This is a genomic window from Fictibacillus enclensis, from assembly GCF_001457035.1.
GTDB lineage: Bacteria > Bacillota > Bacilli > Bacillales > Fictibacillaceae > Fictibacillus_C > Fictibacillus_C enclensis.
The window spans coordinates 1,520,458-1,542,714 of sequence record NZ_KQ758617.1; the positions used below are offsets into that span (position 1 = coordinate 1,520,458).

The window sequence follows — 22,257 nt, forward strand, 5'->3', positions numbered from 1 at the left end:
GTAGGCTATGCTGGATTTAGTCATCCAAAACGGCCGGATTGCAGATGGATCGGGTAATCCCTGGTTTTTTGGAAGTGTTGGCATCAAGGATGGGATCATTGTTGAGGTCGGTGCCGTGAATAGTGAGAGCAGGGAGACAATCGATGCAAAACGGAACATCATATCGCCGGGATTTATTGACGGCCACTCTCATTCGGATCTGCTTGTTCTTAACCGTCCGATGATGGATATAAAGCTGCAGCAAGGGGTGACTACAGAAGTCGTCGGAAACTGTGGGCTTGCTCCTGCTCCTTTTGTTCCCAAATACGGGGCACTGCTGAAAGAATACATACAGCCTGTCGTCGGTGAGACGCAGTGGGAATGGCCATGGCATTCGGTATCCGACTATATCAGAGAATTGGACAGAACAGGAATCTCTGAAAATGTATCAACCTATGTGGCACATGGCGCCCTCAGGATTGCTGTCATGGGGTTTGCAGGCCGCCCCGCTGATAAGCAAGAGTTGAACATGATGAAGGAAATGCTTAAAGAAGGGATGAAAGCAGGGGCGATTGGTTTGTCGATCGGCCTTTTATATTCTCCAGGAAGGTATGCCTCCAAGGAAGAACTGGCGGAACTATGTCAGGTCCTGCCCAAATACAACGGAATTTTATCGACCCATATTCGCGGAGAAGGAAAAAATCTTATTCCTTCCATAAAAGAAGTCATCTGGATTGCAGAAAAAGCAGGTGTCCCTCTACAGGTAAGCCACTTGAAAGCGGCCGGCAGGCGGAACTGGGGCAAGGTGCTGGAAGCGATGGAACTGCTTGAGGAAGCAAGTGCACGAGGACTGGATGTGACCTGTGATGTTTATCCGTATGATGCAGGATCTACATCACTTACCACGTTACTACCTCCATGGAGCCTGGAAGGCGGAATTCCCGCTTGTCTTGATCGAATCAGAGAACCAGCTACACGCCGAAGAATGATAGAGGAACTTGGAGAAGAGCAGGAGGAGTGGGATAACCTGGTTGTTTCAACCGGTTGGGATAATGTCGTCGTTTCTTCTCTTTCCTGCCACAAGGAATGGGAAGGAAAAAGCATTGACGCCATCAGCACTGAAATCGGAAAGAGTCCTGCTGAAGCGGCATTGGATTTGCTGCTAGAAGAGGGCGGAATGGTTTCTATTATTTACTATCACATGTCCAATGAGGATGTCGAGCAGGTGGTGAAATGGGACCGTTCGCTCGTCATTTCTGACAGCCTAGGTTGTGAAACGGGTAAACCGCACCCTCGGTCATTCGGAACCTTTCCCCGCCTTTTTTCCAAATATGTACGCGAAGACAAGTCGCTTACACTGGAACAAGCGATCCGCAAAGTGACCTCCTTTCCGGCACAGCGGTTTTCCCTGGGTAAACGGGGATTGATTGTTCCCGGCTACCATGCGGATTTAACCATATTTGATGAGAAAAAGATTACTGACACAGCGACTTATCATGATCCGATCCAGCAACCTGAAGGAATATCCCACGTGATTGTCAATGGGATACTGACCATTAGAGAAAAAGAAAACCTCAGACAGAGCGGCGGAATGGCAATTAAAGCCGCAGCGGCTAAGTGTCTGTGCCAACACCACACAAAACAGGAGGCAGCTCATGGCTAACATTGAACTTAGACTGAAGGAACTGGGAATTGAATTACAAAAAGCACCGCCACCAGGAGCGGTGTATGTCCCTGCAAAAACCGTAGGAAACCTGGTCTACACATCCGGTGCCGATTGCAGGATCAATGGAGAACTGATGTACAAAGGCAAATTGGGAAGCGATCTGACCGTGGAGCAAGGATATAAGGCAGCAAGGCAGACCATGATTAACCTTCTGGCTGTTTTAAAGGAGCATGTCGGAGACCTTGACAGGATCAAACAAGTCGTTAAATTGCTCGCCTTTGTAAATTCGGCCGACGGGTTCGTGGAGCAGCCCTATGTCATCAATGGGGCGTCAGAACTGCTTGAAGAAGTCTTTGGAGAAAAAGGAAAGCATGCCAGATCGGCTATTTCCTCCAATGAACTGCCATTTAATACCCCAGTAGAAATAGAGATGATCGTTGAAATTGAGTAGAACCGGATCAGGTTTAAGAAAGGCATCATTCAAGCAAAGGGGAGTAGTACGATGGAAAATAACCAGCGGGATGATCTATACTTCATCGGCAGAAGAGGTGCTCAGTAATAAGCAGGTCACGCCATAGGAAATAAAAAGCAGTGAACCCGCTGTACTTGGAATCACTGCTTTTTATTATTCATACATTTTTTAGCAATCCTTAATATAATTAAACGGCACAAGAATAGGGGGATTTTTAAAAGAGTTAATGAGATTCCAGAGGTGATTGTACGGCATATTGCAAATAAAGTTCTTCTTCCAATGCTCACGAAAAAGGATTGGCAACAATATAGTGAATCGAGAACAGCGAAACGGTTATGTGGTTAGCTTGTTTTTTCTGGTTGACCTATTTTTTAGGTACTATTTGAGGTAGCCGGGATTAAAGAACAGTTAAGTAACAATAAGTTGATCTGTTAAAGGGGGTAGAATGTTGAGTAAAGCTCCTTGTCCTAAAGGTCTGTTCAATAAATAAAAACGGTGTCTCTTTTGAGGAAGAATACGCTTCGGTGTTGAAAGTAAACAATATTTTTCGCACTTTTTACTTTATTTGTAGTGAACAACATATCATTCTATAGAAGAAAATTATTTCTATAGGAGGTTTCAATGGATCACAAGGATCAAAGTCGTCAATTAGACCAAATAAAGCAAATGCAACAAATGTTTAAAGCGAACATGAAAACTCATCCTTATCCCATGTACCCTAACTATGGGAAAATCACACGCTACGAAGAAATTCCGATAAGTTTACCTGAACAGCGACAGCTGCGCCATCCCGGAGTGGAAAAATTTATGGTACCCCTTCCAATTATCGAAAACCCGAACTATAAAGGGAGTGGAAAGTTAACAGGAAAAGTAGCACTTATTACAGGGGGTGACAGTGGTATTGGTGCAGCAGTAGCAATTGCGTTTGCTAAAGAAGGCGCAGATGTTGCTATTTCATACTTAGATGAACATGAGGATGCAAATAGAACAAAAACAAGGATTGAGCAACTCGGACAACGTTGTTTTCTAATGCCTGGTGACTTGCGGGACAAACAACAGTGTATCTCCATTGTAGAACAAACAGTAAATACGTTTGGACGTCTCGATATTCTTTGTAACCACGTTGGTATCCAATTCCAACAGCTAAGTCTGCTTGACATTACAGATGAGCAATTCGATGACACCTTCAAAGTTAATATATACTCTCATTTTTACACAACAAGAGCAGCGCTTCCTCATTTAAAACCAGGCAGCTCAATCATTGGCACTTCTTCAGTGGTAACGTATGTAGGTGAGCAGCAAATGATTGATTATACGGCAACAAAAGGCGCAATAGTGGGTTGGACACGTGCCTTGGCTAAAAATGTCGTGAAACAAGGGATCCGAGTCAATGCCGTCGCGCCCGGCCGAATTTGGACCCCACTTATTTCAGCAAGTTTCTCGTCAGACCAAGTCGCTGTATATGGAGCATTTAATCCAATGGAACGAGTTGCCCATCCATTTGAACTCGCACCAACCTTTGTCTATCTTGCTTCTGATGATTCTCGTTTTGTTACTGGTCAAGTTCTTCATGTTGATGGGGGAGAATCCACACATTCCTAATGGAAGGGGGTTACCATTTTGAGATATGAATTTAATCCAGAAGTAAAGCTATTGCTAGTAAACCATTCAAATGAAAAAGTAAAGATGGACTATATCGAGGACTCCTGGCCAATGTCTAAAATAGCACTTAGACCACCATACTATTACCACCCAAGTTACGAGCTGGATTATCCGATCATCTAAATAATAACAGACAAAAAGACTTCTATACACAGGTGGAAGTCCATTCTTCGCTTAGGTTTCACAATTATGCTTACTTTCAATTCATCCATTTAAACTAATAAGAAAAGAGTTATCACAGTCGTTTTAAAGGCCGGAGGGATAGCATTAGTAGATATAGAAAGTTTATCGTCTAGACCCAGGGAAGAAATTATTGGTAAAGTATACCTCAATATAAAAACACACCTTTATAGGTGTGTTTTTATAAATTTTTATTATATTGTTGTATATGACTTATGTCACAACGAAACGAATACGCTGCCATCCAAGATAGAGGTGTACAGAGATACCGAGGAAAACATCGAACAGTTCTTTGGGATTTCTAATGAACAATATGATCATTTTTTGGATGCTATCGTCAGGCACAAAGAACGCAGGATTGGTCGACTAAAAAACATCCTAGTACGAAGAGAGTTATTATTACCTGGTTACGAGCTGGAATTTGTTGCTGAAACCAATACTCTAGGACCCTATCAAGTGTTTTGGAAAGTAAAAAAGGGAGGACAAATGGCCATTTCTAAGGATTGTAATGGTAGATGGTTCTAGAGTTTTATATATTTGATTAATGAGACAGCTCATGGAAAGCGGCTGTGAACTGTTCAAAAGTTGCTGTCCCAAAACGTGTTTTATCTCCATGAAAGAAAATGTCCATTGCTACTTCCTGAGCATCCACCACTGAGCAGTCTCTAGCATTCATGATTAACCGCAAATACGATATAAAATACGACTTTGCGAGAGCCCCTCCACGATTAACGATCATTTCATTTCCTCCTTTAGCAAGCACATGAGCAGCAAGGTTCCAGTGTTAAGGAAGGTTTAGAGACGGCTCGTTTCCTCGCTTTGTTACTTTCTTTTCGATTCTGATACATCCACGCCACCCGAGCTTGCCTTTCCACTTTTTCCTGACGAGACTTTGCCCAAAGGTAAACCGCATATTCATTAAACATTATAAATTCCTCCTTCATCAAATAAAGTTGATATATTTATCAAAAAAAATTGATTAAAACCGTAAAAAAAGAGATGAAACTAGCAGCTGGGCTTAAAAATACAGCACAGCTCATGGGAAAGCAAATGATTAATTTCTTTCGTATTGATGCTGTAATAGCTGTTGGTTCCCTTGGTCTCTTTATGGATGATGCCAGCGTCCCACAGAATCTTTAAATGGTAAGACAGTTTGGATTGCGTCATTCCCATTAATGGTGCCAGATCACAAACACAAGTCTTTCCTCGTTGAGTAAGGATATTCATAATATGAAGCCGCTTTTTATCGGCCAACGCTTTAAACTGGCTTTCATACCTTTCAAATTCATTGTCTTGTTGCATGTCTTGAAGCGGAATTTCTTTTTGCATGGTACATCACCTCGTTTTGATAAATTTATCGTATATCGTAGGACAGGGAGTTGTCAATTCTTTTAATCAAAAAAATTTGATAAAAAGGAGTTGCAATTGGAAATGGTTGCTACTAAACTAAAATTAATCAAAAAAAATTGATTAACATGGAGGGATTAGACATGAACGTACACGTTGGTTTAAATGTCACCAATTTAGAGAAATCCATTGAGTTTTATTCACAGGTATTTGACGCATCACCTGTTAAAGTAAAATCGGATTATGCCAAGTTTTTACTACAAGATCCAGGTCTTAACTTTACGTTAAACCTGAAAGATGAAGTGTCAGGAAACCAGGTCGGCCATTTTGGGTTTCAGGTAGAAGATGCAAAAGAGGTCCTAAAACACAAAAGTCGTTTAGAGAAACTTGGTTTTTTCGCCCGCGAGGAAATGGACGTGACATGCTGCTATTCGAATCAGGATAAATTCTGGGTCACTGATCCTGACGGCAACGAATGGGAGTTCTTTTATACGAAGAGTGACGTAGAGAGCATGGAACCAAAGGATTCAGCTTGTTGTGCACCGCAAACTCAAAAGATTGAGATAACAAAATCATCATCATCATCTTGTTGCTAAGAGCATAAAAAGAGGCCCCTCCTAAATAGGAGAGGCCACTTTTAGTTGTAAAAAGATACATAGCCCATGATTACAAAAAAAGTAAGAAGAGCAATCAATACCACCAGACCAATCCATACTCTTTTTTTCATTATTACATCATCCCTTTTGGTTGGTTGAAATACTTTCGTTGGAACCATACGGCCACATTTACGAGAGCGATCATGACAGGTACCTCGACAAGCGGTCCAATAACAGCAGCAAATGCTGCACCAGAATGAATGCCAAAGACTCAACAGCAACGGCGATGGCCAGTTCAAAGTTGTTGCTCCCTGCTGTAAACGCTAGGGTTGTTGTAACAGGGTAGTTCGCCCCGATCTTCTTTCCGAGATAGAAAGAAACAAAAAACATCACGACAAAGTAAATCAGAAGCGGTATCGCAATACGAACGACGTCGAGTGGCAAGGTTAAGATGGCGTCTCCTTTGAGGGAAAACATAACGAGGATCGTAAAAAGCAAGGCAATAAGCGTAATGGGACTGATTTTAGGGATGAACTTTGTTTCATACCAGGTTCTATCTTTCGTTTTTATGAGGATTAAGCGAGTGAGCATACCTGCGATGAATGGAATGCCAAGATAAATAAATACCGACTTTGCTACCTCGCCCATGGTTATATCCACAACCGCTCCTTCTAAACCCAGCCATTTGGGAATAACGGTAACAAAGACATACGCGTAAACCGAGAAGAATACCATCTGAAACAAAGAATTAAACGCCACCAGTCAAGCGGCATATTCTCGGTCTCCGTTTGCGAGATCATTCCAAACAATCACCATCGCAATGCAACGAGCCAATTCGATGAGAATCAATCCCACCATGTATTCTGGTTTATCAGGCAAGAGAAGAATAGCCAGCACAAACATAAGAATGGGGCCGATGATCCAGTTTTGCACAAGGGAGAGCCCCAATACTTTCACATCTCGAAAGACACGCCTCATCTCTTCATAACGTACTTTTGCAAGGGGAGGATACATCATGAGGATCAGACCGACGGCAAGTGGAATGGAGGTTGTACGGACCTGCCATTCATTTAGCCCATCGACAAACTTAGGAAATAAAGACCCTAAGCCTATTCCTATAGCCATCGCCGTAAAAATCCAAACCGTTAAATACCGATCCAGAAAAGACAAACGTTTCATTTGAACAATTCCCGTTCTTGTTGGTATTAACAATTGCAGTGGAGAGTTATCTGGGACTTTTCGATCTTTCGCATGTTTTCGGTTTGGTCTGGAACATGAGCTAATAGGTCGTCAATCAAAGGGTATATTTCACTTTGAAGGATTAAAGAATAATACACCCAGCGTCCTCGGCGTTCTTCTTGAATCAAACCGCTGTCTTTCAGTTTTCGTAGATGTTGGCTGATGGACGGCTGGCTCATATCAAAGACCTCATTCAATTCACATACACAACAGTCACGGTGCTTCAGAATGACGACGATCGTTAAGCGTGTTTTGTCACCCAGCCAGCAATTTTAAAGCCTGAGCCATCTTATCTAAGGGAACAGTCCTCGAAGGAATTGACGTACACCTCCCATTCATTCATAGTCATATAACTATATGTAGATTACTGGAGTGATGAACTAATAAATTGTTAACGGTTTGTAAAGGTTAAGCGTGAGGATAAATTTATGGTTGAATATATAATAATATACTTATACAATGATGAATGAAAATGATGTTGATGTGAGGAGGTGCTTACATGATTACCAATGAAACTGTTGAATTAGACGTCGCTGCAAATATTCTAAAGGTTCTTGGGGATAAAACCAGACTGGCGATGGTCAAAATTGTTTCAGAGAATGAATGCTGCGTATGCGAATTTGTGGATTTGTTCGACATGAGCCAGCCTGCAGTCAGCCAGCATTTGCGGAAGTTACGGGACAGCGGGATTGTGAAGGAACGGAGAAAAGGCCAGTGGATCTATTATTCATTGAACCCTTCCTACCCGTATCATTCCTTTGTGCTGCAAATTATAAAAAATCTTCCCAGCCAACATTATCGAATTGAAGAATTAGAAGCACAAGGAAAACGAGTAACTTGTTGCGATGAATAGGAGGTATCAGTTTTTGTGGGCTCAGTAATTATTGCCAGTGTCATCTTCTTAGTTACACTAACGCTTGTCATCTGGCAGCCGAGAGGCCTTAATATTGGTTGGAGTGCTTGCGGGGGAGCGGTTTTAGCCCTCCTGTTCCAAGTGGTCTCCTTCGAGGATGTGATCGACGTAACAGGCATTGTTTGGAATGCCACGCTTACCTTTGTAGCGGTCATTATTATTTCCCTTATTTTAGATGAAATTGGGTTCTTCGAGTGGGCGGCCCTTCATATGGCTCGCTTTGCTAACGGGAATGGAATCAAAATGTTCTTGCTCGTTACGGTACTCGGGGCGGTTGTTGCAGCCTTTTTTGCCAATGACGGAGCAGCGTTGATCCTAACACCGATTGTACTCGCCATGGTGCGTAACCTGAAATTTGAGGACAAGATGATCCTGCCATTTATCATGGCCAGTGGATTTATCGCCGATACGACGTCACTTCCTCTTGTGGTCAGTAACCTGGTGAACATCGTTTCTGCCGACTTTTTTGGCATCAGTTTTTCCACGTATGCAAGCCGAATGATCGTACCCGATCTTTTCAGCTTGCTGTCCAGTATTTTGGTGCTGTATCTGTATTTCAGAAAAAGCATTCCAAAATCGTATGACGTCAACGAGTTGAAGAAGCCTGCGGATGCGATCAAAGACCTGGAGATGTTCAAGTCATCCTGGTTTGTACTTGCCGCCTTGCTGATTGGCTATTTTGTTGGAGAACTTTTCTCTGTACCTGTATCCATTATCGCGGGAATCATCGCGATTGTTTTCTTGCAAACGGCAAGAAAAAGCAATGCCGTACAAACGAAAACAGTCCTCAAAGGGGCACCATGGGCGGTTGTCTTTTTCTCCATTGGGATGTATGTGGTCGTTTATGGACTGAAAAACGTGGGGCTAACGAGTCTTTTGGCTGACTTGATTCAGAATGTCACCCACCATGGGTTGTTTGTCGGCACGGTTGGAATGGGCTTTATTTCCGCCATTATCTCATCGATCATGAACAACATGCCAACCGTTATGATTGACGCCTTGGCGATTTCAGACACCCATACCACAGGGGCGATGAGAGAAGCCTTGATCTATGCGAACGTCATTGGTTCTGACCTTGGACCTAAGCTCACACCGATCGGTTCGTTGGCCACGCTGCTTTGGCTTCATGTGTTAAACACTAAAGGGGTAAAAATCTCGTGGGGATACTATTTCAAAGTAGGTATCGTCTTAACGGTTCCAACGTTATTCATTACCTTGACGGGACTTTATATCTGGTTATCCATCATTCATTAATTCTCTGAAGGAGTGTTTCAAATGCCAAAAAAAACAATTTACTTCTTATGTACAGGAAACTCGTGCAGAAGCCAAATGGCTGAGGGCTGGGGTAAAAAACTTCTTGGGGACGAGTGGGAAGTGAAAAGTGCGGGCATCGAAGCTCACGGCTTGAATCCGAACGCCGTAAAAGCGATGAAGGAAGTGGATATCGACATCTCCAACCAAACGTCCGATATCATCGACCCTGAAATCCTGAACAACGCAGACTTCGTGGTGACCCTTTGTGGAGATGCAGCCGATAAATGCCCGATGACACCACCTCACGTAAAACGTGATCACTGGGGATTTGATGACCCTGCGAAAGCTCAAGGAACAGAAGAAGAAAAGTGGAAGTTCTTCCAGCGTGTTCGCGATGAAATCGGAGGTCGCATCTCCACCTTTGCGAAAACTGGAGAATAAGAACCAATGTGCCAAGGGGCAACTCTTGGCCTTTTCTCTAAACGATATATAAGTATACTGGAGTAATCAACAATTAATATTGATATCAATAAAGTATAAAAAACCCATCGTAATGATGGGTTTAATCTTTTAAAGCTACTTTCAATAATCCATTCATTACTTGCTTAAAGCATCTTCACCATTTACGCTCATAGGATTTTTAAAGAATATAAAGATCTTTAACGTGATTAAACTGGGCCATACATCAATTGGTGTGCATATTGAATGTTTTAATTTTCTTCACAAGGGTTGAATGGTCTACTCCTAAATAGGCCGCAGCTTTCCTAATAGAGGGCTTCCTCTGTAATGCATCTTCAATTAATCTTTTTTCAAAGAGTTTGACCCGCTGTTTTAAAGGAAGAATGGATTCAGGATGATTTTGAATCCTGAAGTGAGGCGGGAGGTCAACTGGTTCAATCGTAAGGGAAGGAACCGAAACAATCATGCTTTCCACTAAATTTCTTAATTCTCTAACATTCCCTGGCCAATGATAATTTTCCAATATGTGAAGCGTATCTTGTGAGATATGCTTCTCGACATTATACAATTTACAGAAATGAACAAAAAAGTGCTGCAGCAGAGCATGGATATCTTCTGGACGTTCACGCAAAGACGGAACGTTCAATTCTACAACCTGCAAACGATAAAATAGGTCTTCCCGGAATTTACCTAGTCTGACCAATTCCTTTAGATTTTGATTGGTAGCCGAGATAATTCGAATGTCCAATTGCTTCGTTTTGGTTCCTCCAACTCGCTGGACTTGCTTCTCTTGGAGTACACGGAGCAATTTGACCTGCAGCGCTAGCGGCAGGTCACCTATTTCATCAAGAAGAACGGTCCCTTTATCCGCCAGTTCCAACAACCCGATTTTTCCTTCCTGGCGCGCTCCAGTGAACGCGCCCTTTACATGGCCAAACAACTCTGACTCTAATAACGGCTCAGGAATGGCCCCGCAGTTCACTTTAATAAAAGGCTTATCTTTCCGGTCACTTAATTGATGAAGTAAGTCGGCGATGACTTCTTTTCCTGATCCGGAAGGGCCTAACAATAAAATACTTGTAGGGAAGGATGCCACCTGCTCTACTTTTTGAATAACTTCCTTCATTCGGACACTTTCGAAGATCACTTGTTCATCCGAGCCATCTGTCATAAACGTGTAACGGTTTTGGCTCATTTCTGAAAAACTTTTCGCCTTTGTTAACGCTTTAGTCATCCTATTTAACTGAGTAATATCGCGGACACTTGTCACGACCATCTGAATCTCACCAGATTCGTTGAATACGGGATTTCCGGTGACGATCACATCTTTTTGTTGTTTCCCGATTTTCTGCAAAATTGATATCCTCTTTTTAGCATCCAATACGAGTAGAGAGACAGACTGATCAAAATATCCTTTCGACATTAACTCACTCATGTGCTTGCCGACTAGCTCCTCTCTTAGGAACCCAGTCATTTCCTCATAAGCCGAATTAACAAGTAAGGTCTTGCCTTCTTTATTTACCACATAAATACCGTCGGTTGAAAATTCAAGAACCTTTTCTAATTTATCCATGATAAAAAAACCTTCCTTGTTTAAAATATGGTGAAAAACATCACCGGTGGTGAAAAACATCACCGGTGGTGAAAAACATCACCAGCTTTATTATACAACCATTCGTTCATAATTAGGGTTTTCTGTGGTGAATTTTATCACCACATTAGATTCAACACAGCCTTGCCATCCTACTCAACACCGGCTTTTTTAGTTTTGGCATGGATCTTGCAAGTATGTGAAGAAGTGAAAGGAGGGAAGTTCATTATGAATATAAAAGGTTTATTTATCAATGGTGAGTCAGTAATCAAGCAAAGAACCTACGATCTCCGGTCTCCATATAACGGAGAATCTATCGCCACGATTAGTATGGCAGATCAAGAAGATGTAAATCGGGCAATCGATGGGGCTCAGGCAGCTTTTGAAGTAATGAAAGAAATGCATGCCTATCAACGCTCTGAGATCTTGTTAAGGGTTGTGCAAATCTTTGAAGAAAGGAAGGAGGAGTTAGCTCGTGTATTGGTACAGGAAGCCGGCAAACCGATTCGCACCGCACGTGGAGAAATCGATCGAACCATTGCTACCTACCAGCTTGCTGCAGAGGAGGCAAAAAGGATTTATGGGGAGACGATTCCGATGGATGCAGCCCCAGGCGGTGAAAATCGAATCGGGTTTACATGGAGAGAACCATTAGGCGTAGTGGTTGCAATTAGCCCTTTTAACTTTCCGTTTAATTTGGTCGCCCACAAATTGGGTCCAGCCATCGCTGCAGGAAACACGGTTGTTTTAAAACCTGCTGAACAAACGCCATTAAGTGCATATCTTACCGCTGAAATTTTTCAGCAGGCTGGACTTCCGAATGGAGCTGTTCAGGTAGTGGCAGGTAGTGGCAGAGAACTCAGTGATGCTTTAATCATGGATCCAAGAGTCAAGAAAATTACTTTCACAGGCAGTTCTCAAGTAGGTAAAGCAATTAAGGCAAAAGCGGGATTAAGAAAAGTAACATTGGAACTTGGTTCAAATTCCGGGTTAATTGTCGAACCGGATGTCCCTTTGGAAAAAGTGATTCAGAGATGTGTGGAAGGGGCATTTTCCTTTGCTGGCCAAGTTTGTATTTCACTGCAACGCATTTATGTCCATGAATCGATTTATGAGGATTTTAGTAAGCGTTTTATAGAACACACTAAACAATTAAAACTTGGTGACCCGTCGGAAGAAACTACTGATATAAGTGCCATGATCAGTTCCCAGGAGTTGGAGCGGATCGAATCGTGGGTAACTGAGGCCGTAAAGCAGGGTGCCAAAATTGGCATCGGGGGTGCAAGGAATGGAACTATTTTTCCACCAACCGTTTTGCTGAACGTCAAACGAGATATGGCAGTTTCATGTCAGGAAACGTTTGCTCCCGTGGTTTCAATCGTGCCCTATAAGAAACTAGATCAAGCGATTAACATGGTGAACGATTCAGTGTATGGACTCAATGTGGGGATTTATACCCAAAACATTATCAATGCCTTGCATGCGGCACGTAAGTTGGAGTCGGGCGGCGTGATAATCAATGATATCCCAACCTTTAGGCTCGATCATATGCCTTATGGCGGTGTGAAAGAAAGCGGTTACGGTCGTGAAGGAATTAAATACGCGGTTGAAGAAATGACCGAATTAAAATTCGTTACAATGAAAACCACTTTTTAAGGGGGAGTACTACATGACTAATATTATAAAGCCTAATCCTAAACTTTATGTCCTGGATAACGGTCGGATGAAGATGGATAAAAATTGGATGATCGCCATGCATAACCCGGCAACCATTGACAACCCAAATGCACAAACCGAATTTGTTGAGTTCCCGGTTTACACCGTTCTCATTGATCATCCTGAAGGTAAAATCCTTTTTGATACCGCCTGCAACCCGAATTCCATGGGTCCTGATGGACGGTGGGGACAAGCAACTCAAGCCATGTTTCCGATTTCCATGGGAGAAGAATGTTACCTTCATAACCGTTTGGAACAGCTGAATGTACGGCCTGAAGATATAAAGTACGTAGTCGCTTCCCACCTTCATTTAGACCATGCAGGTTGTTTGGAACTGTTTACAAATGCAACGATCATAGTACATGAAGACGAGTTGAACGGTACACTCCAATCTTATGCACGCAATCAAAAGGAAGGGGCCTATATTTGGGCAGATATTGATGCGTGGATCAAAAATAACCTTCAGTGGCGAACAGTAAAACGGAGTGATGACAATCTCCAATTAGCAGAAGGCATCAAGATTTTAAATTTTGGGAGTGGCCATGCCTGGGGCATGATTGGACTTCACATCGATATGCCGGAATCGGGCGGAATTATCCTTGCTTCAGATGCGGTCTATACGTCGGAAAGCTTTGGTCCACCGATTAAACCGCCTGGCATCATCTACGATTCTCTGGGCTATGCAAATGCGGTTGAAAAAATACGCAGAATTGCTCAAGAAACAAATTCTCAGGTCTGGTTTGGACATGATCCTAATCAATTTAAAGGGTTTCGTAAATCTACTGAAGGCTATTATGAGTAAGGGGGAATCTTAAATGAGTTTTGCTAAGCTAGTTTTTGCCCCATTAAGTTATACCGGATGGGGTGCTTTAGAACAACTATTACCCGAAGTCGAAAAATACGCGCCTAAGAAAATACTGGTGGTCACAGATCCCATGCTTGAAAAAATAGGGTTAGTCGAGTGGGTGACTACTCCCCTAAAAGAGAGCGGGTTTCAAGTTACGGTATATACGGATGTGGTACCTGAACCACCTTTAGAAACAGGTGAGAAGCTAGTTTCCTTTGCCCGAGCAGGCCAATTTGAAATGGTGGTTGGCTTCGGTGGAGGTAGTGCATTGGATTTAGCCAAATTAGCAGCCGTTCTGGCGGAGCATGAAGGATCAGTAGCCGACTATTTAAACCTCACCGGAACAAAGAAAGTAGAAAAGAAAGGATTGCCCAAAATCCTCATCCCGACAACTTCTGGTACGGGTTCGGAAGTGACAAATATATCCGTCTTGTCCTTAGAAACAACAAAAGACGTCGTTACTCACGATTATCTTTTAGCAGATGCTGCCATTGTCGATCCTGAATTAACGGTTTCTGTTCCAGCGAAAGTCACAGCAGCCACCGGAATTGATGCATTGACCCATGCGGTGGAAGCCTATATTTCGGTTAATGCAAGCCCAGTGACCGATGGTTTAGCCCTTCAAGCCATTCGTCTCATTGGCCGTTCATTACGAAAGGCCGTTCATAATGGCAATGATAAACAGGCCCGGATCGATATGAGTAATGGGAGCTTTATCGCAGGACTAGCATTCTTTAATGCCGGGGTAGCGGGTGTTCATGCGTTAGCCTATCCATTGGGCGGTCAATTCCATATTTCCCATGGTGAATCAAACGCGGTATTACTGCCCTATGTCATGGGTTATATCCGAAAAAGCTGCACGGCAAAAATGGCGGATATCTTAAACGCGCTCGGGGGCAACTCTAGCTATTTATCTGAGGAAGACGCCTCTTACAAGTGCGTTGAGGAACTGGAGAGGCTTGTAAAAGAGGTTGGAATTCCATCAACATTAGCAGAGTTTGATATACCTGAATCCGCTTTGGAACGCCTCACTCAAGACGGGGTCCAGCAAAGACGTATACTGGCCAGAAGCCCTTACCCATTATTGGAGGAGGACATTAGGAACATTTATCAATCTGCTTTTAACGGTGTTGTCACTGAGCCAACGAAGCGGTAAATGAATTCTATTCCATATCAAAAGCCACTGAATGAATAAAAACTCCTTGAGGACACTGTAGAGTGACCTAATTAAATGAGACAAAGGAAAAAACACCCCCCATGGTCGTAAATACAATTATCGACAAAGTGGAGGTGTTTTTTCTTATGATGAGAAAAAGAAGGTCTATTCAGGAGAGCTAAAAAGAGAAGTGATTCGTCTAAAATTACCATTTGGGATTAAGAATCGTACGCAAAGCCCTTGAGAACATTATGTTTGTTTTTAGTTAACATAATATATATTGAAAGGCGTAAAACGTGGAGTTCTACCTCCTTAACAAGTGCATATGTGAAACCTTTTCTAGGTATTTCTCTGCGGTGTTTCTTATTTACTTTTTTATTCCGTTACCTACCTTTAGGGAAGGTGATTCTTTTGTGAAATCGGCCCATTAGCTACACTTGTTCAAAAGTTCCCACTTTTTCATTGAGGGCACTTGAATTGGAATCCTCTCTTTTTTTAGTCTGCTTTAGCATTAATTGTAGCTTTGCTTAACCTTGTTCAACTAACTGGCAGGATTGTGGAACTAAGAGTTTAATTATGAGTAGTAACTAAAGATTATAATTATAAGGAGATGGACGTTATTTCAAAACAAAATGAAGAACGACAAATACAAATTAACATTTGGGAAGACAAAGACCTTGATCTACTTGTTAAATTAAACGCACCAGAAATGATGGAACATCTCGGAGGGTCTGAAAGTAATGAACAGGTTCTAAAGCGTCATAAAAGGTATCTTGAACTTGGTGAAAAGGGGAAAGTGTTTAGCATTACCCTAAGTCCTGATTTTGAAGTGGTTGGTTCAGTTGTATATTGGCAATCAACTTGGAATAATGAATGTGTTTATGAAATTGGATGGAGCATACTACCACAATTTCAAGGGAAAGGGATAGCAACACATGCCGTTAAACTAGCAATTAATGAAGCAATAAAGGAAAGGAAATATCAATACATACATGCTTTCCCTTCGGTTGAAAATCCTGCTTCAAATGCCATTTGTCGAAAGCTCAACTTTTCATTTATATCAGATTGCAAATTTGAGTACCCACCAGGTAATTTCATGCATTGTAACAATTGGCGTTTGGACATAAAGTAAATCATAATTGGTTTTTCAACAATCGGGTGCTTATGTTAAAAATGGGATGGCTGTGGTGAACCCGTTTTTTTAGTGTGCTAACGGGGCAGGTTAGTGCTCTAGCCAGCTAGTTTGGCTTAAAGACCACAAGGGTAAATAGAGATAGATCTAGATATAGGGGAGCAATTGAAAATGAAATAACAAAGAAAGAGATATATTGTGAAACTCGAACGCAAAAGATCAAATGCGACGGCGAAGACCTGAAAGACCTTTGGGAGATTGTGATTTCCGGTTTCCGGTCATAAGCCTTACATCAAGGCATTGATTTAGTTAACCATCCATAAGTACACGATAGAGTTCACGCTTGCCTTATTTACAACAATTTTATAACGAAAAACTATCGATCAACGCGAATTGTTGAACAGGATTTTGGCTCTTCCACGATCTTAATATAAAAATCCCATGAAGAAGTGATCTGGAAAGTGTGAATACTAATATTATTAAAGGAGGTTCATTTATGCCGTTCATTGATGTAAACGGAACTACGCTTTACTACCAGGATACCGGTCTAAAAGATGCACCAGCCTTGGTTTTCAGTCACTCATTATTCTTTAATAGTCGAATGTTTCATAAACAAGTGGAACGGTTTGCTGGTGAATACAGAGTCATTTGTTATGATCATCGGGGGCAAGGGAAAAGTGCTAAAGATACGTTGGACATGCTTGATTTGGATACATTGACAGAGGATGCGGCAGCACTTATTAAAGAGCTTGTTTTAGGCCCCTGTCATTTTGTAGGTAACTCTATGGGGGGCTTCATTGCTTTGCGTCTGGCTGCAAGGCATCCAGAACTCCTTATTACATGTACAGTGCTGGGGACATCCGCTGAAGAAGAATATAAAATAGATGAATTTCAGCCAATTGTTGAGCATCTACAGATTTATGGAGGCAAGCCTATGTCCCAAACTTTGATATACATTATGTTTGGAGACACGTCACTTGAAGATCCGTCTTTTGCGAATGAACTCAATTTCTGGAAGGATCACATAGAGGGTTTGGATCGTACGATTGGCGATGCTGCGTATCAGGTGGTTCATCGCAAACGAATCCTGAGTGAACTAAATGAAGTGGATGTTCCGATGTTGGCGATTGCAGGAGCTGAAGATCATGCCTATACGGTTGAACAGTCGAATAAAATTGCAGTCACAGTAAGAAATGGTGTGTGTAAAGTCATTGCCAACGCGGGCCATTCTCTGGCACTTGAAACTCCGGAAGAAGTTAATTCGTTTCTTGCTGAACATATCTGTAATTCCGGTAAGTATTATTCAGAATAAGCATTGCAAAAAAAGGGTTGTTTTGTGCCTGAATTAAAATATACCTTTAAAACTAGAAATCTCTTTCTTGTTACACACAAAAGATTTTTTAAGATACTGCGGCCATGTTTGGCGGCTTTTTTCTTTATTGTTCTTTATACTTTCTTAGTTATGGAAGAATTAAAGAGGGTGCGTTAGTTGAAACTAATAGAGGCTGCTAAAGCAGCCTTCCTTAGAAGTATTTATCGTAGAAATATTGCCTTATTTTTCCACTAAGATGGGCATAGACTTATACAATCATCATGCAATATCTGCCTGCCAAGTCGTTAACCGCAGTTATTTTTTTCTGTTGTTTATCCTTGATAGACAAGTGTGCTTGCAACCATATATACTTAAAGAAAATATTGACACTTATCTGAGGAGTATTTTTTTATGGGTTTTGAAAAGGCAAATCTAATTGAAGAATTCGCACATTTTTTAAGTAAGAAGGCTGAATCAATTAGCAGGGAAATTGTTAATTATAATGTGAGTAAGATAGAAATAACATTACCACAAGAAATAATAGATAAATCAATTGATACTAATGCTGAATTTCTTAAGTTTTTGGGGAGTACGCTTAAATTTTCGAATGTAGAGGTTGAACCTATATTCATTGAATGGCTCATCAAACAGGAAACACCGGAAGATACTCAATATATTGAAAAAGAGCTATCGAGTCTTATAAAACCTTATGCGGATACAAGACAGCTATTAATAAAAATTTTGTCTCAATTATGCATGGACTATGGACTAACTACTGAGGAAGTTATCACTGTAACCAGTAGATTAAGCTATTTTCTCGATTTAAGTATTACTGAAACTATTCTTAAGCGAGAGAGAACAACAAAAGAAGCCGAAGAAAAGCAAAACCAGAAGATCACAGAACTATCTTCACCCATAATCCCTATACAAAATGGTATGGCGGTTCTCCCGATAATTGGAGATATTGATGTAGAAAAAAGTGAATTTATTATGAATAGAGTCATACCCAGAGTCACTGAGTTGAAAATTGAATGTGTTATTATTGACTTCTCAGCCATTGCCTCTATCGATACCGAAATTGCGGCTCGAATCTTTACAATATATGATGTTCTTAGGTTGTTAGGAATCAAAGCGGTGTTTACAGGGATTAGAACGGATTTAGTTTCAAAAATTATCAACTCAGGCATCAATTTTTCGAGTATCAAAACTTACGCCACACTTCAACATGTTTTACAAGATATTAGATAATTGGTTCCTCTATGATGGGGAAGTTAGTTAAAAAGCAGCCGAGTCAGTGCGAACCAAAATCATAGGTGACTCGTATTACTCAAACAGCATATAGAACATCAAAGGATCGCTGCGGCGGTTCTTTTCTTTTGCGACCCGGAAGTTATTAGGCACTTCTAGAGCTGTGAATTTTTTTCAGGTTTTATTAAAGTGGGAGTATATCTTATTAAGCTAACGGGTGCGTTACTTTAAGAACTTCAGCTGACATTACAGGCGGCTTTTCTTATTGAGATACAGGACAGGTTAGTTGAAGAAGGAAATAAACTTTAAAAAGGAGAATATTTGGAACTTAGACCTATTAAGTACCTTATGCTTTTCAAAGAGGATGATGATTATGAAGAAACAGAAGAAGATCTTGATATTTCTAAAACAATAACTACTTTTCTGCTTTTAATGATGTTTATACTGTCATCTACTAAAATGATTCATGATTATCTCAGTGCAGCTGTCATAATAATTATTTTAGTTGTCTTCTTTTATAAGAAGAAACAATTAGAAAAAAAGGACTCTAATCATATTTAAGCATAGTAATCGGAACGTCCCATATTTGGAGCGATTTTTGCCTTTAAACACTTGAAGTAAAGGGGGTACCGCAATGGAGTCAGATCCATCATATATTCTTGAGCGAATTGTTAAAGAACTGGGTGTGGAACAGATCGTTGAATTACTGGCTGATCGAATACCAGAAACAGATTTATACACGCTCTTACTTTATGTTTTTCGAGAGAAGACCCAAAGGTTAGTTCCCAGCGAATTACTTAAAAGGTACCAGGCAAACCGTTCGGTGCATCCTGCTTCAGTTGATCCTATCCAGTTAAAGCAACTAGAACTAGATATTTTGAAAATAGCAAGCAACCATTTCGCTACACCAGTTCAGTTATCTCCCGTGGCTCCTTTAGGATCTTGTTCTGTTGTAGCGACAGTCGATCAAAATAAAGTGCTTTCTGCAATCAGAGGAACTGAAGTAGTGTCAGACGCGACCAACCTTCTAGCTTTGCATATTAGCGATTTGTTAAAATCACGCAAAAAGAGCAACAGGGAGGACTATATCCGCTTATGCACAACCCATCGACATGTTAGAACTCAATATTTCAATAATCCTGGAATGTTTCCACATTTTCATCTGTTCTGTATGGTCACTTCTGGTACAGATACAGGTTCTTATCAGTTCGAAAAGCAATCATTTTGGGAGCACATTACCGTGTACCAAGATATATTCCAATCATTGTTCCAATCAGATATTGAGGTTATCCTAAGTGGCCGTGATGGTTATAAAGATTCCGAAGGGTTGCTGCGGAGAGTTGCACAGCTTGGGAAACGGTTTTCGATTAAAGTATCAATAAAGGAGCCTAATTTAGAAAATCAGTATTATAAAGGTTTACAATTTACTGTCATCACGAAGATAAACGGAGAAGAACATAACATTGGTGATGGTGGATTCGTCGATTGGTCACAAAAATTATTGGGAAGTAAAAAACAACGGTTGATTATTAGTGCCATAGGCTTAGATAGGCTACTTTTGTAAATTGGTTATTACAGTACAGAGGATCAACTAAAGCACTGCTTCGTTTCTATATTTTCGGGTGTTTTACTTGAAAAAATATTTCAACTATTAAGCACACAGGAATCTAATAATTAGAAAGCAACCTGTTGTGGTTGCTTTCTAATTATTATTCTTGATTGTCTGCTGTTTTTGATTCTATGTTAGATCTGTCTATTGACTTTGTATATTTTTCTTGGTTACCAGATTAGTCTGCATCTGTTCGGGTATTCCATTTACTATATTTAAATGTGTTTTTATTGGCATTATTAATCCACCTCCAATAATTAATTTCAAAATTCCTGTCCTTCTTTCGATTCTAGAAACGAATCGATTGATTCATCCAATAATCTTTCCCGATTAGGGTCTTCATTAATATCTGAATCCATTTCCATTTCTTGTTTAAATATGCCGTATGTATCATCTTCTTTATTTAGATTACTATGTTGGACTGGTTTAGTTCGATTATTTTTTTGATGTGTCATGTAATCTCCTTCTATAACAAGTATTTTAATTTAGTATGAACAATTGATCTAATATAATCCAATTCTTTTTAAATCAAGCATTAAAAGAGGTAGCATGGCGATAATGTTTATAAGATGTAGAAGAAATTTTTTATAAAAATGGTACAATTAAAGGTTTAAAAGTAATCAATTATCACCATTTGGTGACAGCAAAAGCATTGTAGCAGAAAAGGCCTTGCGAGACAGGACAGAATTCATCGCAGCTCCACCAGATGCCCTGTGCATTTCTGTGCCTTTAATATTCTGTATCATGAAGGTGAATCTGTGATGATCTTCCCTTGTTAGAAAGGAAAAAGTTATTGGATTCAGTTGTTAACGAAAGTGAGTGTCTAACGCAAATCCGTTGGATGAAAGGCAAAGGAATTGAGTTGTTTTCACTTTGCCAGGACAATGGGCTAGAAGGAATTGTCTTAAAGAAGGCAAGTTCCAAATATCAAATCGATTACCGCTCTCCAGCATGGATAAAAGTCATCAATTATCAATATGAAGACGTATTTGTCATTGGTTATCGTAAGAAGGAGTTTGGTTGGATACTTGGTAAGATTATAGACGGTAAAATGAAAATAGTGGGGTTACTGAGTTTGTGCCGCATGTAGCACGAAAGGAATTTAATCAAACGATCGATGGTTTGGTTTTGAATGAAACAGAAAACGTTGTCTATCTGAAGCCAACTGTACGATGTACCGTCAAGTACATAAACTATACGAAGGCAGGAATGTTGCGTATGCCTGTTTTTGTGAAGTTTATAGACTAGAAATTTGAACTAAACTTAGACTGCTCTTAAGGGCAGTCTTTGTTTTTGAACCTCCTTATATCCCTCCAATTGGGGATTGGACAACCGTGTTCAACTAACAAGTCACAGAGCTCAACGGAACGATCATGTTTGATCAAAAACTCCGCATAGAGCTTGAGATCAAATGCGTAACTTTTTAAGGTATTCGGCGAGTAATTTTTCTCCACGTGCAAATACATGAGAAAGTCATCAGTAGCTTGTTGAATGTTCAATAAAATCGACCTCCGGAAGATAAATTTCATTATGGAACGGTCCCGTAAGTTATGAGACGGCCGTGTGAGTTATCGGGTCGACACACAATATTATCGTAAACTTGGGCGGTGGAAGTACCGGATATGAGATGTTATAGGAACTTGAGGGAAGAAACTTATGGTACGTTTGTGTTTTTTCTAGTTAACATAATATATATTCTAGGAAGCTATGTAGAAGAAGTTGATTTCTGTATCAATTGATAAGTTTTCTTGGTATAATGAGACGAAATTAAAAATTTCATTGATCAGTCACCCGTTGTTAAAAAACTAATATTATACAAATTTATAAAGAAGGAATTTAAAATTGAAGAATATATCCTGCTTATTTTTGCCTCCATTGT

At 40.6% G+C, this 22,257-nt stretch carries 23 protein-coding genes and 1 pseudogene; 17 read left to right on the forward strand and 7 right to left on the reverse strand.

Going from position 1 to position 22,257, the window contains the following annotated elements:
- Nucleotides 1-7 precede the first annotated feature (7 nt).
- From AS030_RS07870 to AS030_RS24795, 4 genes are all read left to right on the forward strand, one after another.
- On the forward strand, nucleotides 8-1,642 hold the full coding sequence (locus tag AS030_RS07870; RefSeq protein WP_061970230.1) for an N-acyl-D-amino-acid deacylase family protein: 1,635 nt from the start codon (nucleotides 8-10) through the stop codon (nucleotides 1,640-1,642).
- The gene (locus AS030_RS07875; protein WP_061970232.1) at nucleotides 1,635-2,096 is read left to right on the forward strand and encodes a RidA family protein; all 462 of its coding nucleotides are present in this window, start codon (nucleotides 1,635-1,637) and stop codon (nucleotides 2,094-2,096) included. Before AS030_RS07870 ends, AS030_RS07875 begins: the two co-directional genes overlap by 8 nt.
- A gap of 642 nt (nucleotides 2,097-2,738) precedes the next feature.
- Nucleotides 2,739-3,719, forward strand: a complete 981-nt coding sequence (locus AS030_RS07880) for an SDR family oxidoreductase (protein WP_061970235.1) — start codon at nucleotides 2,739-2,741, stop codon at nucleotides 3,717-3,719.
- A 495-nt stretch (nucleotides 3,720-4,214) separates the two neighbouring features.
- Entirely contained in the window at nucleotides 4,215-4,484 is a 270-nt protein-coding gene (locus AS030_RS24795) for a nucleotide-binding domain-containing protein (RefSeq protein ID WP_061970238.1), read from the forward strand.
- 16 nt (nucleotides 4,485-4,500) lie between these two features.
- Here the strand turns inward: AS030_RS24795 and AS030_RS07890 are convergent, their stop codons facing one another.
- Together AS030_RS07890 and AS030_RS07895 are read right to left on the reverse strand one after the other, a co-directional pair.
- Nucleotides 4,501-4,698, reverse strand: coding sequence for a hypothetical protein (locus AS030_RS07890; protein ID WP_061970240.1), 198 nt, complete (start codon nucleotides 4,696-4,698; stop codon nucleotides 4,501-4,503).
- Nucleotides 4,699-4,964: 266 nt separating this feature from the next.
- Entirely contained in the window at nucleotides 4,965-5,288 is a 324-nt protein-coding gene (locus AS030_RS07895; RefSeq protein ID WP_061970243.1) for an ArsR/SmtB family transcription factor, read from the reverse strand.
- A 161-nt stretch (nucleotides 5,289-5,449) separates the two neighbouring features.
- On the opposite strand from AS030_RS07895, the gene AS030_RS07900 reads away from it, so the two are divergent.
- Complete coding sequence (locus AS030_RS07900; RefSeq protein ID WP_061970245.1) at nucleotides 5,450-5,902, forward strand: ArsI/CadI family heavy metal resistance metalloenzyme; 453 nt, start codon at nucleotides 5,450-5,452, stop codon at nucleotides 5,900-5,902.
- A gap of 133 nt (nucleotides 5,903-6,035) precedes the next feature.
- Here the strand turns inward: AS030_RS07900 and arsB are convergent.
- Nucleotides 6,036-7,081, reverse strand: a pseudogene (gene arsB / locus AS030_RS07905) (ACR3 family arsenite efflux transporter).
- Between the two features lie 26 nt (nucleotides 7,082-7,107).
- Nucleotides 7,108-7,404 (reverse strand): ArsR/SmtB family transcription factor, encoded by a 297-nt coding sequence (locus AS030_RS22950; protein ID WP_420889647.1) that lies wholly within the window; start codon nucleotides 7,402-7,404, stop codon nucleotides 7,108-7,110.
- 236 nt (nucleotides 7,405-7,640) lie between these two features.
- Here AS030_RS22950 and AS030_RS07910 point away from each other — a divergent pair, with 236 nt between their 5' ends.
- The 3 genes from AS030_RS07910 to arsC are packed head-to-tail and all read left to right on the forward strand — an operon-like array spanning nucleotide 7,641 to nucleotide 9,749.
- Entirely contained in the window at nucleotides 7,641-7,994 is a 354-nt protein-coding gene (locus tag AS030_RS07910; RefSeq protein ID WP_061970248.1) for an ArsR/SmtB family transcription factor, read from the forward strand.
- A gap of 15 nt (nucleotides 7,995-8,009) precedes the next feature.
- A complete protein-coding gene (locus AS030_RS07915) occupies nucleotides 8,010-9,308 on the forward strand; it encodes an arsenic transporter (protein WP_061970250.1) in 1,299 nt (432 codons plus the stop codon).
- A 21-nt stretch (nucleotides 9,309-9,329) separates the two neighbouring features.
- Nucleotides 9,330-9,749, forward strand: coding sequence for an arsenate reductase (thioredoxin) (gene arsC / locus AS030_RS07920; protein ID WP_061970253.1), 420 nt, complete (start codon nucleotides 9,330-9,332; stop codon nucleotides 9,747-9,749).
- Nucleotides 9,750-9,993: 244 nt separating this feature from the next.
- Here the strand turns inward: arsC and AS030_RS07925 are convergent, their stop codons facing one another.
- Nucleotides 9,994-11,340 carry a sigma-54 interaction domain-containing protein gene (locus AS030_RS07925; protein WP_061971634.1) on the reverse strand — a complete coding sequence of 449 codons (1,347 nt, stop codon included), beginning with the start codon at nucleotides 11,338-11,340 and terminating at the stop codon, nucleotides 9,994-9,996.
- A gap of 246 nt (nucleotides 11,341-11,586) precedes the next feature.
- Between AS030_RS07925 and AS030_RS07930 the strand changes: the two genes are divergently transcribed.
- The 8 genes from AS030_RS07930 (at nucleotide 11,587) to AS030_RS07965 (ending at nucleotide 20,333) form a co-directional block, all read left to right on the forward strand.
- Nucleotides 11,587-13,014, forward strand: coding sequence for an aldehyde dehydrogenase family protein (locus AS030_RS07930; RefSeq protein ID WP_061970255.1), 1,428 nt, complete (start codon nucleotides 11,587-11,589; stop codon nucleotides 13,012-13,014).
- Nucleotides 13,015-13,027: 13 nt separating this feature from the next.
- Nucleotides 13,028-13,876, forward strand: coding sequence for an AhlS family quorum-quenching N-acyl homoserine lactonase (ahlS, locus tag AS030_RS07935; RefSeq protein WP_061970257.1), 849 nt, complete (start codon nucleotides 13,028-13,030; stop codon nucleotides 13,874-13,876).
- 13 nt (nucleotides 13,877-13,889) lie between these two features.
- The gene (locus AS030_RS07940) at nucleotides 13,890-15,077 is read left to right on the forward strand and encodes an iron-containing alcohol dehydrogenase (RefSeq protein WP_061970260.1); all 1,188 of its coding nucleotides are present in this window, start codon (nucleotides 13,890-13,892) and stop codon (nucleotides 15,075-15,077) included.
- A gap of 610 nt (nucleotides 15,078-15,687) precedes the next feature.
- Nucleotides 15,688-16,209, forward strand: coding sequence for a GNAT family N-acetyltransferase (locus tag AS030_RS07945; RefSeq protein ID WP_061970263.1), 522 nt, complete (start codon nucleotides 15,688-15,690; stop codon nucleotides 16,207-16,209).
- A 496-nt stretch (nucleotides 16,210-16,705) separates the two neighbouring features.
- Nucleotides 16,706-17,521 (forward strand): alpha/beta fold hydrolase, encoded by an 816-nt coding sequence (locus AS030_RS07950; protein ID WP_061970266.1) that lies wholly within the window; start codon nucleotides 16,706-16,708, stop codon nucleotides 17,519-17,521.
- A 411-nt stretch (nucleotides 17,522-17,932) separates the two neighbouring features.
- Nucleotides 17,933-18,769 carry an STAS domain-containing protein gene (locus AS030_RS07955; RefSeq protein ID WP_061970268.1) on the forward strand — a complete coding sequence of 279 codons (837 nt, stop codon included), beginning with the start codon at nucleotides 17,933-17,935 and terminating at the stop codon, nucleotides 18,767-18,769.
- Nucleotides 18,770-19,090: 321 nt separating this feature from the next.
- Nucleotides 19,091-19,330, forward strand: a complete 240-nt coding sequence (locus tag AS030_RS07960) for a hypothetical protein (protein ID WP_061970271.1) — start codon at nucleotides 19,091-19,093, stop codon at nucleotides 19,328-19,330.
- A gap of 73 nt (nucleotides 19,331-19,403) precedes the next feature.
- Complete coding sequence (locus AS030_RS07965; protein ID WP_061970274.1) at nucleotides 19,404-20,333, forward strand: hypothetical protein; 930 nt, start codon at nucleotides 19,404-19,406, stop codon at nucleotides 20,331-20,333.
- A gap of 308 nt (nucleotides 20,334-20,641) precedes the next feature.
- Here the strand turns inward: AS030_RS07965 and AS030_RS07970 are convergent, their stop codons facing one another.
- The gene (locus tag AS030_RS07970; protein WP_061970276.1) at nucleotides 20,642-20,833 is read right to left on the reverse strand and encodes a hypothetical protein; all 192 of its coding nucleotides are present in this window, start codon (nucleotides 20,831-20,833) and stop codon (nucleotides 20,642-20,644) included.
- Between the two features lie 317 nt (nucleotides 20,834-21,150).
- On the opposite strand from AS030_RS07970, the gene AS030_RS07975 reads away from it, so the two are divergent.
- The gene (locus tag AS030_RS07975) at nucleotides 21,151-21,468 is read left to right on the forward strand and encodes an ATP-dependent DNA ligase (RefSeq protein ID WP_074440486.1); all 318 of its coding nucleotides are present in this window, start codon (nucleotides 21,151-21,153) and stop codon (nucleotides 21,466-21,468) included.
- A gap of 184 nt (nucleotides 21,469-21,652) precedes the next feature.
- Here the strand turns inward: AS030_RS07975 and AS030_RS24800 are convergent, their stop codons facing one another.
- A complete protein-coding gene (locus tag AS030_RS24800) occupies nucleotides 21,653-21,907 on the reverse strand; it encodes a site-specific integrase (protein ID WP_082635732.1) in 255 nt (84 codons plus the stop codon).
- Nucleotides 21,908-22,257 lie beyond the last annotated feature (350 nt).

Excerpts from the sequence above, each read along its gene's own strand:
- AS030_RS07925 (WP_061971634.1), bottom strand. The coding sequence starts at position 11,340 with ATGGATAAATTAGAAAAGGTTCTTGAATTTTCAACCGACGGTATTTAT.
- AS030_RS07940 (WP_061970260.1), top strand. The coding sequence starts at position 13,890 with ATGAGTTTTGCTAAGCTAGTTTTTGCCCCATTAAGTTATACCGGATGG.
- AS030_RS07870 (WP_061970230.1), top strand. The coding sequence starts at position 8 with ATGCTGGATTTAGTCATCCAAAACGGCCGGATTGCAGATGGATCGGGT.
- arsC (WP_061970253.1), top strand. The coding sequence starts at position 9,330 with ATGCCAAAAAAAACAATTTACTTCTTATGTACAGGAAACTCGTGCAGA.
- AS030_RS07890 (WP_061970240.1), bottom strand. The coding sequence starts at position 4,698 with ATGATCGTTAATCGTGGAGGGGCTCTCGCAAAGTCGTATTTTATATCG.
- ahlS (WP_061970257.1), top strand. The coding sequence starts at position 13,028 with ATGACTAATATTATAAAGCCTAATCCTAAACTTTATGTCCTGGATAAC.
- AS030_RS07910 (WP_061970248.1), top strand. The coding sequence starts at position 7,641 with ATGATTACCAATGAAACTGTTGAATTAGACGTCGCTGCAAATATTCTA.
- AS030_RS07955 (WP_061970268.1), top strand. The coding sequence starts at position 17,933 with ATGGGTTTTGAAAAGGCAAATCTAATTGAAGAATTCGCACATTTTTTA.
- AS030_RS07945 (WP_061970263.1), top strand. The coding sequence starts at position 15,688 with ATGGACGTTATTTCAAAACAAAATGAAGAACGACAAATACAAATTAAC.
- AS030_RS07970 (WP_061970276.1), bottom strand. The coding sequence starts at position 20,833 with ATGACACATCAAAAAAATAATCGAACTAAACCAGTCCAACATAGTAAT.
- AS030_RS07950 (WP_061970266.1), top strand. The coding sequence starts at position 16,706 with ATGCCGTTCATTGATGTAAACGGAACTACGCTTTACTACCAGGATACC.
- AS030_RS07900 (WP_061970245.1), top strand. The coding sequence starts at position 5,450 with ATGAACGTACACGTTGGTTTAAATGTCACCAATTTAGAGAAATCCATT.
- AS030_RS07880 (WP_061970235.1), top strand. The coding sequence starts at position 2,739 with ATGGATCACAAGGATCAAAGTCGTCAATTAGACCAAATAAAGCAAATG.
- AS030_RS07930 (WP_061970255.1), top strand. The coding sequence starts at position 11,587 with ATGAATATAAAAGGTTTATTTATCAATGGTGAGTCAGTAATCAAGCAA.
- AS030_RS24800 (WP_082635732.1), bottom strand. The coding sequence starts at position 21,907 with ATGAAATTTATCTTCCGGAGGTCGATTTTATTGAACATTCAACAAGCT.
- AS030_RS07965 (WP_061970274.1), top strand. The coding sequence starts at position 19,404 with ATGGAGTCAGATCCATCATATATTCTTGAGCGAATTGTTAAAGAACTG.
- AS030_RS07875 (WP_061970232.1), top strand. The coding sequence starts at position 1,635 with ATGGCTAACATTGAACTTAGACTGAAGGAACTGGGAATTGAATTACAA.
- AS030_RS07895 (WP_061970243.1), bottom strand. The coding sequence starts at position 5,288 with ATGCAAAAAGAAATTCCGCTTCAAGACATGCAACAAGACAATGAATTT.